This window comes from Flavobacterium anhuiense (genome assembly GCF_900101855.1).
In the GTDB taxonomy this organism is placed as follows: Bacteria; Bacteroidota; Bacteroidia; order Flavobacteriales; family Flavobacteriaceae; genus Flavobacterium; species Flavobacterium anhuiense.
Genome location: NZ_FMVC01000002.1, coordinates 177,073 through 190,503, shown reverse-complemented (window position 1 = coordinate 190,503; position 13,431 = coordinate 177,073). Strand labels below are relative to the sequence as shown.

8 protein-coding genes are annotated in these 13,431 nt (G+C 34.0%); 2 read left to right on the top strand and 6 right to left on the bottom strand.

Going from position 1 to position 13,431, the window contains the following annotated elements; all coding sequences use genetic code 11:
- Positions 1-345: 345 nt before the first annotated feature.
- Positions 346-2,892 carry an ATP-dependent Clp protease ATP-binding subunit gene (locus tag BLP44_RS05280; protein ID WP_066032168.1) on the bottom strand — a complete coding sequence of 849 codons (2,547 nt, stop codon included), beginning with the start codon at positions 2,890-2,892 and terminating at the stop codon, positions 346-348.
- Positions 2,893-3,150: 258 nt separating this feature from the next.
- Between BLP44_RS05280 and gyrA the strand changes: the two genes are divergently transcribed.
- On the top strand, positions 3,151-5,793 hold the full coding sequence (gene gyrA, locus BLP44_RS05275; protein ID WP_091130253.1) for a DNA gyrase subunit A: 2,643 nt from the start codon (positions 3,151-3,153) through the stop codon (positions 5,791-5,793).
- A 37-nt stretch (positions 5,794-5,830) separates the two neighbouring features.
- Positions 5,831-7,099: a tetratricopeptide repeat protein gene (locus BLP44_RS05270; protein ID WP_091130248.1), complete on the top strand. Its 1,269-nt coding sequence runs from the start codon at positions 5,831-5,833 to the stop codon at positions 7,097-7,099.
- Positions 7,100-7,157: 58 nt separating this feature from the next.
- Here BLP44_RS05270 and BLP44_RS05265 read toward each other — a convergent pair whose 3' ends face one another.
- The 5 genes from BLP44_RS05265 to BLP44_RS05245 all read right to left on the bottom strand — a co-directional run bounded on the left by BLP44_RS05265 (position 7,158) and on the right by BLP44_RS05245 (position 13,173).
- Positions 7,158-7,577, bottom strand: coding sequence for an OsmC family protein (locus BLP44_RS05265; protein ID WP_008462742.1), 420 nt, complete (start codon positions 7,575-7,577; stop codon positions 7,158-7,160).
- A gap of 410 nt (positions 7,578-7,987) precedes the next feature.
- Positions 7,988-9,967 carry a DUF349 domain-containing protein gene (locus BLP44_RS05260; RefSeq protein WP_091130244.1) on the bottom strand — a complete coding sequence of 660 codons (1,980 nt, stop codon included), beginning with the start codon at positions 9,965-9,967 and terminating at the stop codon, positions 7,988-7,990.
- A gap of 249 nt (positions 9,968-10,216) precedes the next feature.
- Positions 10,217-10,969 (bottom strand): lipid A phosphoethanolamine transferase, encoded by a 753-nt coding sequence (locus tag BLP44_RS05255; RefSeq protein WP_091130241.1) that lies wholly within the window; start codon positions 10,967-10,969, stop codon positions 10,217-10,219.
- A 54-nt stretch (positions 10,970-11,023) separates the two neighbouring features.
- Positions 11,024-11,776, bottom strand: a complete 753-nt coding sequence (locus BLP44_RS05250; protein ID WP_091130237.1) for a shikimate dehydrogenase family protein — start codon at positions 11,774-11,776, stop codon at positions 11,024-11,026.
- A gap of 2 nt (positions 11,777-11,778) precedes the next feature.
- Complete coding sequence (locus BLP44_RS05245; protein WP_035690620.1) at positions 11,779-13,173, bottom strand: tetratricopeptide repeat protein; 1,395 nt, start codon at positions 13,171-13,173, stop codon at positions 11,779-11,781.
- Positions 13,174-13,431: the final 258 nt, after the last annotated feature.

Genomic DNA, 13,431 nt, shown 5'->3' with positions numbered 1-13,431 from the left:
GTTTTATTTAGTTTTATGATCTGTTGGTTGTAATTATTTCAAACACATAGAAACATAGTATTTGAAACTGCATAAAAGGCGTTTCACTTGCATAAATTAACATAGTTTGCTATGTGTTAGAAACTAGTTTCTTTTGATTTTCCTTTCTTTAGTAAAATAAAAATCTATGTTTCTATGTGTTTAAATGTTTTTTTGATTTGACTCCCAAACAGGTTTTGTTATAGAATTTAAATTCAAAAATAGCTATTTGCTTTTACTAAAGATAGTGATTTTTAATAAAAAAAATACCCGTTATGTTATGAAAACGTAACGGGTAAGTTATTTCTGTTATAAATTTTGACTAATTTATTGATTCGTCGGCTCTTCAGCTTTATGGATTTCAACTGATAATTCTTGTGAATCATCTTTTAGATCCATCCAGATTTCATCACCAGAATGTATTTTTGAAGTGATGATTTCTTCTGCTAACAAATCTTCAACATATTTCTGAATTGCTCTTTTCAGCGGTCTAGCTCCAAACTGTTTGTCAAAACCTTTTTCGGCAATAAACGCTTTTGCTTTGTCTGTTAAGCTTAATTTGTAGCCTAACTCTGCAATACGAGAATATAGTTTTTTCAATTCGATTTCGATAATCAAATCGATATCAGCTTTTTCTAGTGCGTTGAATACAATTACGTCATCAATTCTGTTTAAGAACTCAGGAGCAAAAGTTTTTTTCAATGCATTTTCGATAATGCTTTTTGAGTTTTCATCAGCCTGAGCTGTTCTTGCAGCAGTTCCGAATCCAACACCTTGTCCGAAATCTTTCAATTGGCGTGCACCAACGTTAGAGGTCATGATAATGATAGTATTTTTGAAGTCAATTTTACGACCTAAACTATCTGTCAAATATCCGTCATCTAAAACTTGAAGCATCATGTTGAATACATCTGGGTGCGCTTTTTCGATCTCGTCTAAAAGAACGACACAGTATGGTTTTCTACGAACTTTCTCAGTCAATTGACCGCCTTCTTCGTACCCGACGTATCCTGGAGGCGCTCCAACTAAACGAGAAATCGCAAATTTCTCCATGTATTCACTCATATCGATACGAACTAAAGCATCTTCTGAATCGAATAATTCTTTAGCTAATACTTTGGCCAATTGCGTTTTACCAACACCAGTCTGACCTAAGAAAATGAATGAACCAATTGGTTTATTAGGATCTTTAAGTCCGGCTCTGTTACGTTGGATAGAACGAGCGATTTTAAGAACGGCTTCGTTTTGACCAATTACTTTATTCTGAATCAATTCTGGCAATTGAGCCAATTTGTTGCTTTCTGTTTGCGCAATTCTGTTTACAGGAATTCCAGTCATCATAGAAACAACATCAGCTACATTGTCTTCTGTAACTTCGATTCTGTTGTTTTTAGAATCTTCTTCCCATTGTTCTTGTGCTAACGCAAGATCTTTTTCGATACGTTTTTCATCATCACGAAGTTTGGCTGCTTCTTCATATTTTTGTTTTTTAACAACCATATTTTTCATTTCGCGAACTTCTTCCAATTGACGTTCTAGATCCAAAATTTGTTTCGGAACATCAATGTTGGTAATATGCACGCGTGAACCAGCTTCGTCCATGGCATCGATGGCTTTGTCTGGTAAGAAACGCTCAGACATATATCTGTTTGTTAACTTAACGCAAGCCTCAATAGCTTCTGGAGTATAAGTCACATTGTGGTGATCTTCGTATTTATCTTTTACGTTATTCAAAATAGCGATTGTTTCTTCAACAGAAGTTGGTTCAACGATTACTTTTTGGAAACGTCTTTCTAAAGCGCCATCTTTCTCAATGTATTGTCTGTACTCGTCAAGAGTGGTAGCACCAATACATTGGATTTCACCTCTAGCTAATGCAGGTTTGAACATGTTTGAAGCGTCAAGCGAACCTGTTGCTCCACCAGCCCCTACAATAGTATGGATCTCGTCTATAAAAAGAATAATATCATCGTTTTTCTCAAGCTCGTTCATTACGGCTTTCATTCTTTCTTCAAATTGTCCTCTGTATTTTGTTCCGGCAACTAAACTTGCAAGATCTAAAGTAACAACACGTTTATGGAAAAGAATACGCGATACTTTCTTTTGGATGATACGCAAAGCAAGTCCTTCTGCAATAGCAGATTTACCAACTCCCGGCTCTCCAATAAGAAGCGGATTGTTCTTTTTTCTACGGCTTAAAATTTGTGATACACGCTCAATTTCTTTTTCTCGTCCTACAACAGGGTCTAATTTTCCCTCTTCTGCCATTTCTGTTAAATCTCTCCCAAAATTATCTAAAACTGGAGTTTTAGATTTTTTGTTTGACTTATTGGCGGGATTGTTAAAGCTGCTTTCTTTTAGACTGTCATCTTGTCCTGAATCGTCATTGTACGATTCGTTTCTTGGCAAGTTTTCTAAGAATTCTTCTTCGTTTGGAGTCATATTTAAGTACTGTTCTTTAGCCACATCATAATCTATTTTTAGTTTATTAAGCAGCTTGGTTGTTGGATCGTTTTCGTTTCTCAAGATACATAACAGCAAATGTGCCGTGCTAATTGATGAACTTTGAAATACTTTTGCTTCTAGAAAAGTGGTCTTCAGGGCTCTTTCGGCCTGTCGGGTAAGATGAAGGTTTTTCTTTTCTGCATTTACTTCAACGCTCAGGTTGGCAGGGCTTAGTATTTCTACTTTTCTGCGTAAATGATCTAAATCGACAGCTAGGTTATTAAGTATATGAATAGCTTTTCCGTTACCATCTCTCAAAATACCTAGCATAAGATGTTCTGTACCAATAAAGTCGTGCCCTAGACGTAGAGCCTCTTCTTTACTGTACGTAATTACATCTTTTACTCTTGGTGAAAAATTATCATCCATAATATATAATTGGTATTGTAAATTTAGTGAATTACAGTTTTAAAAACAAAAACCGTACCCATCGACATCTCCTGTCAGCTAATAGACGAAAAAAAAGGCAATAAAAGCGTTAAAAAACGTTTAATTTATTAACTAAAAGGCAAAATAAAGTTGTTAATAAATCATTGAAATAAGTGTAAGGAAATAGCTGAAAAAATTTCAAAAAAACGTATCTTGGCACGCTTTGAAAACTAATATAATTATTTAATATAACAACTTATGTCTGAAGGAGAAAAGTTAATTCCTATTAACATAGAGGATGAAATGAAGTCAGCTTACATTGATTATTCGATGTCAGTAATTGTATCGAGAGCACTTCCTGATGTTAGAGATGGCTTGAAACCAGTGCATCGAAGAGTTCTTTACGGAATGTATGATTTAGGTGTAACATCAAGATCTGCCCACAAAAAGTCTGCGAGAATTGTAGGGGAGGTTCTGGGTAAGTATCACCCACACGGTGATACCTCTGTTTACGATGCAATGGTGCGTATGGCGCAGGAATGGAGTATGCGTTATTTATTAGTTGACGGACAGGGTAACTTTGGTTCTGTCGATGGAGACAGTCCTGCAGCAATGCGTTATACTGAGGCCAGAATGCGTAAAATTTCTGAAGAGATTATGGCCGATATCGAAAAAGAAACAGTTGATTTTCAATTGAACTTTGACGATACAATATATGAGCCAAAAGTAATGCCAACCAGAGTTCCTACTTTATTAGTAAACGGAGCAACAGGTATTGCAGTTGGTATGGCGACTAATATGCCGCCACACAATTTAACTGAAGTTATCAATGGTACTTTGGCGTATCTTGATAATAATGATATTGAAGTTGATGAGTTAATGACTCATATTAAAGCTCCAGATTTCCCAACTGGAGGTATAATTTACGGATACGAAGGTGTTCGCGAAGCTTTTAAAACGGGTAGAGGACGTATTGTAATGCGTGCTAAAGTTGGTTTTGAAGAGGTTGATGGAAGAGAATGCATCATTGTAACTGAAATTCCATACCAAGTTAATAAAGCCGAAATGATCAAACGTACGGCTGATTTAGTTAACGAGAAAAAAATCGAAGGTATTGCCAATATCCGTGACGAGTCGGATAGAAGTGGTATGCGTATCGTATATATCTTAAAACGTGATGCTACGCCAAACGTAGTTTTAAATACTTTATACAAATACACTCAGTTACAGTCTTCTTTTAGTGTAAATAATATTGCATTAGTAAAAGGACGCCCTCAATTGCTGAATCTGAAAGATATGATTCACTACTTTATTGAGCACCGTCATGATGTAGTGGTGAGAAGAACACAGTTCGAATTGCGCAAAGCAGAAGAAAGAGCGCATATTTTAGAAGGATTAATCATTGCTTCTGACAATATCGACGAAGTAATTGCGTTAATTAGAGGTTCTAAAAACACAGACGAAGCAAGAGAAAAATTAATCGAAAGATTTAAATTGTCAGATATTCAGGCTCGTGCAATTGTTGAGATGCGTTTGCGTCAGTTAACAGGTCTGGAACAAGATAAGTTAAGAGCTGAGTTTGACGAATTAATGAAGTTAATCGAGCATTTAAAAGCTTTATTAGCAGATGTTAATTTAAGAATTGACTTGATTAAAGAAGAACTTACAGAAATTCGCGATAAATACGGTGATGATCGTCGTTCTCAAATCGAGTATTCTGGAGGTGATGTAAGTATTGAAGATTTAATTGCTGACGAAAATGTAGTGATTACTATTTCGCATGCAGGTTACATCAAGCGTACCAACTTATCTGAGTACAAAACACAAAATAGAGGTGGAGTTGGACAGAAGAGCGCTGGAACAAGAGATCAAGATTTCTTAGAGCACATGTTTGTGGCGACAAACCATCAGTATATGATGTTCTTTACGCAAAAAGGAAAATGTTTCTGGATGCGTGTTTATGAAATTCCAGAAGGAAGCAAAACAGCAAAAGGTAGAGCAATTCAGAACCTGGTAAATATTGAAAGTGATGATAAAGTAAAAGCTTTCATTTGTACGCAAGACTTAAAAGATAAAGATTATATTAATACGCATAATCTTGTAATGGTAACAAAACAAGGACAGGTGAAGAAAACTTCTCTAGAGAAATATTCTAAACCAAGAGCGAATGGAGTTGCTGCAATTACAATTAAAGAAGGAGATGAGTTAATTGGAGCTCAGTTGACAAACGGTGAAAGCCAAATTATCTTAGCAGTTAAATCTGGTAAATTGGTTCGTTTTGAGGAAACTAAAACACGTCCAATGGGAAGAACAGCTTCTGGAGTTCGTGGAATTACTTTAAAAGACGAAACTGATGAAGTAATCGGAATGGTTACGGTTGATAAAAATGATATTTCGACATCTCAAATCTTAGTCGTAACTGAAAATGGATACGGAAAACGTACTAAATTGGTTGACGACGATGGAGAAGATGTGTACAGAATTACCAACCGTGGAGGTAAAGGGGTTAAAACGCTTAATATCACGGAAAAAACGGGTAAACTAATTTCTATCAACGCGGTTACAGACGCAGACGATTTAATGATTATCAATAAGTCTGGGTTAACGATCAGAATGGCAATCGAGGATTTACGTGTTATGGGACGTGCTACTCAAGGTGTTAGATTAATTAACCTTAAAGGTAAAGACTCTATTGCTGCCGTTACAACTGTGATGAAAGACGATGCTGAAGAAGTTGAAGTAGATGAAGACGGAAATGTAATCACTGCAATCGAAAGAGTGAAGCCAGATATGGAAGTTCTTGAAGATGACGGAACTGCAGAAGATGATGATGACTCTGATGATGAAGAGGTGGAAGATGAAGACGATTCAGAAGCAGAAGACGAAGAGTCTGAAGAATAAGTAAAAAACAAAAAATTAAATACAAACAAATATCATTATGAAAAGTAAATATGTAATACTTGCATCAGCATTACTGATCTCTGTAGCTACGTTTGCTCAAAAAGATCAAATTAAGAATGCTGAAAAAGCTTTAAAAGGCGGAGATGCACAAGGTGCTCTTGCACAATTGAAAGATGCTGAAAGCTTAATTGCAAACGCTAAAGATACAGAACAAGCACAATATTATTTCGTACAAGGAAATGCTTTTCTTGACCTTGCAAACAAAAAAGTTGAAGAAGGTAAAAACTTATTAGCAGCAGCAGACAGCTACAAAAAATTAATTGATGTTGAAAAAGCTTCTGGAAAACAGAAATATTCTACTCAAGCAGCAGCATCAATCACTAATATTAAAGGATTGTTGATTAATTCTGCAATTGCTGATACACAAGCAAACAAACATGTTGACGGTGCAAAGAAATTGTACCAGGCATATGAATTAGACAAAAAAGATACGATTAACTTGTATTATGCCGCTTCAACGGCTGTAAACTCACAAGATTTTGATCTTGCTTTGCCAATGTATGAAGAGTTGAAAAAATTAAACTTTTCTGGAAAAGGAACTTTATACTTGGCTGTAAACAAAGCTAACGGTAATGAAGATAACTTTGCTAACGCTAAAGATAGAGATTTAGCTATTAAATTAGGAACTCACGAAAAACCTAAAACTGAGGCTATTCCTTCTAAAAGAGGTGAAATCTACAAAAATTTGGCGTTAATTTTAGTTCAAAAAGGACGTACAGAAGATGCTAAAAAAGCAATCGCTGACGCTAGAAAAGCAAACCCAGAGGATTCTTCTTTAATTTTAACTGAAGCTAATTTATACTTAGAGACTAAGGACTTCGATATGTACAAAAAATTAGTTGGTGAAGCTTTGCAAAAAGATCCTAACAATGCTGATTTGGTGTTCAATTTAGGAGTAATCAGTGCTGGAGCTAAGAACAATGCTGATGCTGAGAAATATTATTTAAAAGCAATTGAAATCAATCCTGATTACACAAATGCTTATTTAAATCTTGCTGCTTTAAAATTAGAAGCTGAAAAACCAATCATTGACGAGATGAACAAATTGGGAACTTCTGCTAAAGACATGAAACGTTACGATGTGTTAAAAGCGCAAAGAGAAGCTGTTTTCAAAGGAGTTATTCCATACCTTAAAAAAGCGAACGAATTAGATCCTAAAAACGAAGATGTTTCTAAAACATTATTAGGAGTTTACAACGCTCTTGAAATGACTGCAGAAGCTAAAGCTTTAAAAGCAAAAATGTAATTATTAGCTTTTGAAAATAAAAAAAAACATCCGCCGAGGCGGATGTTTTTTTATGCCTTTAGCTGATTAATTCAGCAGATAAAGTGATAGTTGTATTTAGCAATTTTGAAATCGGACAAATTTCTTTTGCTTTAGCTGCTGTTGAAGCAAACTGCTCAGCAGAAATGGAAGGAACTTTGCCTTTTAAATCCAAATGAATTAAAGTGATTGTTCCGTCTTCAAAAGTTACTGTAGCTTCTGTAGTTAAATCGTCAGCTGTAAAGCCAGCTTCGTTAAGTAAAAAGCTTAATTGCATCGTAAAACAGCCAGAATGAGCTGCAGCTACTAATTCTTCTGGATTTGTTCCAACACCATCTGCAAATCTTGTTTTAAAAGACAGTTGTGCGTTATCTAAAGTTGTACTTTGCGTACTAATTGTTCCTTTTCCTTCCATACCAGTTCCTTTCCAGTTGGCGTGTGCTTTTCTTGTAAATTTCATATTCTTATTATTTAAAAATTAGTATTAAATGTTATTCGTTTGATGTTAATGAATAGTGGTAACTCAAATATAATCAATATTTTGCAGAATAGTTTTGTGAAATTTAATGAGATTGTTAAGTTTTGGCTTTTAGGCTGGAGTGAGTTTTAACCTCAAAGTGCGCAATCCCGATAACTATCGGGATACGAAAAGAATGCAAAGTTTTTAAGTTTGTCTTAGGATTTGTAATCTTTGTCAAAGTTTGCATCATCATAGTAAGACAACGCTATGTGAACTTTGTGGGTAAAAAAAAAAAAGACACAATGATTGTTATTGCATCTTTTTAAATTATAAAAAAAATAAAATTCCAAATTCCAATTAAGCGTTGTTAATTGGAATTTAGAATTTATAAAAGTTGGAACTTCAAGTGTTTATTCTTGCCCCAAGTTTCTTAATTGTTTCAATTTATCCTTCCAAACTTCAAGGCTTTCTTTGTGAATAGCGATATTTTTACGTACTTCTGTAACTATTGAATTCTCTTTTTTAGCATTTTTTGTATTGGTAAAGAACTGAATGTTATTTTCCAATTGAAAAATTTCATTTTGCACTTCTTCAATTTTGCGCATGATAAAGATTTTTTCATTGTCTAATTTGCGCGTATCATTGCTGTCAGTCAGAGAATCAAGACGGTTTGCAAAACGCATCATTTCAGATTCTTTTTTGCTTAAGCTCAGTTTTTCAAAAAGAGCATCCAAGATTTTATTGAATTTTCCTTCGATGTGTCTTCTAGAAAAAGGAACTTTTCCGAATCCCTTCCAAGTTTCGATGTGCGCTTTTATAGCATCTAAGTCTGTTTTGTGTTCTCCAGTCAATTGGAAAGCTCTCAATACATCCAAATAGGCTTTTTTATTGTCAAAGGCTGCAACTTCTTCACTATTTTCCTCAGATTTGTGTTCTTTTAACTTGTCGAAATAATGGTTGCAGGCGTCCTTGAATTCTTTCCAAATTTTATCTGAATATTTTTTAGGGACATGGCCAATTTGTTTCCATTCTTCCTGGATTTGTTTCATTACAGGAGTAGTAGCTTGAAAATCGGTGCTTTCCTGTAATTCTTTTGCTTTTGCAACTAGAGCCAGTTTTTTATTTAAGTTATCGTTTTGGTCTTTTTTAATGTCCTTGTAGAACGAATTCTTGAAAGCGTTGAAATTTCTAACAGCAGTTTTAAAAGCGGCCCAAGTTTCTTCATTTACTTCAGAAGGCACTTTTCCAGCTGCAAAAAACTCATTTCTCAGATCTTCTACTTTTTGAATTTGAACAAGCCATTGCGAATGAGAATTTACTTTTTCATTTCCGAGCGCTTCAATTTTAGCAATGATTTCTTTTTTAGCTTCAAGGTTTTTTTGCTCATTTGCTCTTTGGCTTTCAAATAAAAGCTCTCTCTTGTCGTGTATTTTTTTGGTCAGCTCGCTAAACTGATTCCAAATCGCATCACGGTGTTCTTTAGAAACTGGTCCGATTTCTTCTTTCCAGATTCGGTGTAAATCCTGTAATTCGCGGAATGATTTATTAACGTCAGCATCGTTTACCAATTCTTCAACGCGAGCTATAATTTTTTGTTTTAATTCTAAGTTGTGTTTAAAATCTAAATCTCTAGCCTCGCGGTCTAAATGAAGATAATCGTAGAAGTTCTCAACGTGAAAATGGTAATTGTTCCAAACGTGGTTGTATTTGTCTTTCGGAATAGGACCTGCATTTTTCCATCTTTCTCTTAATTCATTAAAATGTTTAAGAGTGTCTTTGATATTTTCCTGCGGATTAATTAATTCCTTTAATTCTTCAACAATAGCCAGACGATTATCTAAATTGGTTTTTAAATTGGTCTGTAAATGTTTAAAATGAGCATTTCTTTTCTCTCTAAAAACATTATAATATTCGTCAAATTTTGATTTTAAAGGAAGATGATATTCAAATTCTTCGTTAGGATCTGGATTAGAAGCTAAAAATTCTTCTTTTTTCTCTTCTATAAGATGGTGATATTGTAACAGGAAAGCCTTTTTGATTTCTTCTATATGATCTTTTACAGACATTACTTTGTCTATATTCACCAGTTTTTTAAGTTCATCAACGAGCGCATCCATCGAAAACGTGTTATAATCTTGCATAGGAATGTCATGACGTTCCTTCAAAGTTTCGTCTTCGCTTTCAGCAGCATTTGAATTGGTAATGACATCTAATGCTTCTTGATGACCATCTCCTTGATTAGCTAATTCATTTTCAGTTTCTGTGACCAAATCTTCGGTCAGACTTTCAGAATCTGAGATTTCAATTGCATCATTTGCTACAGAATCATTTATTTCGATTCCAGTTTTTCCGTCTGCTTCATGCAGGTTATCATTCTTTTCTTCTAACATCTTAAAATGTATAAGGTTTTTATTTTAAACAGTGCGAAAGATAGTAAAGGTGTTTCTAAATACAAAATAAATCCTTTGTTTATACGCTAATTTGCGATGAAATTCTTATTATTTAATTCAATTTAGCAGTATGATATATTAATTTTTACTGTTTTAATTGATAAGTTAGAAATAATATTTTTGCGATTTTTTTAATTAAAAAATAGATTAATCGTAAAAAGCGAATCTGAATCGATAGTTTGTTTTACATTAAAACAAAACCAACAGCCCCACTTCCATACCAAAATTATATGACTTTTCACCTCCAAATGCTACGCTAGGATGCACATAAACTAAATTTGTTGGGGTGATTTTTCGGCCAAATTCCATAAAGGCATTATTTTGAAAGCCGTCTAGAACGTAATTGTATCTAAAAGCTACATCTGTAGCAATCCAATTTTTGCCAAAAAACCATAATAGGTTGTTTTCGAATAGTGTTACGCTTACATCACTTCGATTGCTTGATCCCGCGAAACTTTGGGAATGTTCAACAGTCGCAAGCCATAAGAATTTCTTTTGATTGAAGTATTTTGCAAAAATACCGGCTGGAATTACTACCCATTTTCCTGTGCCAAAACTTGGGTCTGCAGCAGAATTTGAGATTACACGAGTCCTAAGACCAATTCCGCTGGTCTTTTTAAAATAAGGGATAAAACTAATCCCAGCGCTTACGTCGCCAAGTCCAGTTTGATTGATAGAGTTAGAGTTAGTCGATATTAAAGGCAAATCAAACCTCAGATTCCACGCTTTGTTGCCAATTGGCTGTAACACACGTAGATTGGTAGTGTTATACGAACCATTTTTAGTGTCTAAATATTCATTGTATAATAGAATGGTCTGCAAAAAGTAATGATATCTAGGCTCAGCAAACGGACTATTGCTTCTGTCTATATCTTCGTCTTGGGCTGATGCAAGAACTGTAATAAGAAAAAAAATGCTAAAATAAAGTAATTGTTTCTTCATAACTGTCTGCAAATGAGTAGACTAATTTACGAAAATTACTTTAACATTTTACCTTTATTTGTTCCAGATTTTCCAAGCTTTTTCAGCCTGAAAAATAAGCATATCGTGTCCATTTTTAATTAAAGCACCTTTTTCTTTTGCTTTTCGCAGAAAAGTGGTTTCTGCAGGATTATAGATTAAATCGTAAGCAATATGTTTTTCTGTAAAAAACTCATATGGCAAATTCGGACAAGCTTCAACATTCGGACTTGTTCCAACTGGGGTACAATTAATTATAATTTGAAAATTATCAAAAGTAGTAGCGTTGATCAAATCATAATCAATAATGTTTTCTTTTGCTTCTCTAGAAACAAAAGTGTACGGAATGTCCAATTCGTCCAAAGCAAAAGCAACACCTTTAGAAGCGCCACCTGTTCCTAGAATAAGAGCTTTTTTATGGTGAGGCTCTAATAATGGTTTTAAAGACTTTTTGAATCCGTAATAATCGGTGTTGTAGCCTTTTAGTTTACCGCTTTTGGTAAATTTAATAGTATTCACGGCGCCAATTAGAGCAGCTTTTTTTGATAGTTTATCTAAGAAAGGAATAACTTGTTCTTTGTAAGGAATAGTTACATTTAATCCCTTTAAATCAGGATTGTTTTTAATTAATTCTGCGAAGTAATTAATCTCAGAAATGTCAAAATTCTCATAGCTGTTGCCAGCAAAAACTTCATTATTAAATTTCTCTGTAAAATAACCTTTTGAAAAAGAGTAGCTTATGTTGCGTCCTAATAATCCAAAACGTCTTCTTAATAAAATATCAACCATTCTTATTTACGATGTTTTTCTATATAATTTTTTACTGTTTTTTTTGTCCAAACTACTGGAAACAAATCTTCTATTAAGATATAATTGTCAAAGTTTAGACGTAAACCATTGCTTAAATGAAATTTGGCTTTTGTGTTGTCTTGAATCATAAAATATAATCCAGCCAAACGGTATTCGATTTCGTTCTCTTCAGGGAAATATTCTGTCGCCTGCAATAAAGTCTGAATAGCCGTTTCAAATTCTCCTAAAAATTGAAGAATATCAACCCAGTATAACCAAGTGTCTAATGCATAATCTCCAAATTCAACTGCTTTTCTGAAACCAAATTCGGCTTCTTCAAAGAAATTCATCTGTTTGTTTATCGTAGCATATCTTTTCCAATACAAACGATTCTGATTGTCGATTGCCAAAGCTTTATTCACAAAAAATAGTGCTTTTTGATAGTTTTTCTGGCGAAGATGAAAATCTGTTATGGCAATCCAACCTTTGTCTAAAAGCGGATCTTCATGTACAGTTTGATTATAATATTGGATCGCTTTCGCTAAATTTCCAAGTTTTTCGTAACATTTTCCAATTCGCAACAGAGCATACGAAGTGGCATCGTCCAGTTCGATGGTTCTGTTATAACTTTCAATTGCTTCATTGTATTTTTTAAGGCGTTCATAAGCTTTCGCTTTTTCCATAAAAGCCCCTAAAAATTCATCATCAATCAGCGTTGCATAATCAAATGCGCGAATGGCATTTTCGTATTCTTTTACGCCATAATGAAGACGCCCTAGCTGATGCCAAGCAATTTCGCTGTACGGATTTCTGTTGATGTATTCGTTAAGATATACAATAGCTTCTTGGTTCTGATCTAAAAACTCAAAACAATACACTACGTTATAGAGAGCAGATTGATCTTCTAAGTCTTCTTCAAGACATTTGATAAAACTGTCCTTTGCAAGCTCGAGATTATCCATAAAAAGATATTCCATTCCAATCAAATTATACACATCAGCATAATCATCAGTATATTGAAGCGCAATTTTTAACAGTTCAACTGCTTTTTCGTGCTGATCTCTTTTGGAACAGATATTGGCTTTTTGGATATAGATTTCCTCGTTGTTAGGTTCAATTGCGTATAACTCATTCAAAAGCTTTTCAGCAATGTCGAGTTTGTCATCATAAACTAGCATTTCTACTTGTACTAATTTTAAGCCTGTAGATTTTGGATGCTGGTCTAATGCAAGTTTCAAGGCCTTTTTTGCTAAATTAGCCTTACCTATGTCTAAATAATGAAGAATTATTTCTTCGAATTCTTCAGAATCAAAAAAGAGTACTTTGTTGGTTTTTAACATCGACTCAAATTTGGATAGGGATAGGTTATAATCTTCTTCTTCGTTGCTTAATTGCATACTTCGTATATTTGAAATTAGCCTGTTATAAATTTAGGCAACCATATAATCGCTGTAAGGATAAGAAATTAATTGTTTTGAACAATTTAATTAACAATATATGGCGTTTTTTATTCTATTTTGGGAAGAAATCTCTTTTATTCTTAAGGGATTAGCTTTAGTTTTGTCATTTTTTTATTTCTATTGGAAGACTTTTTAGAAATAGAAATTGAGCTTTAATTCCTGTCTATTTTATTAAAAACAGCGCTCAAAATAATT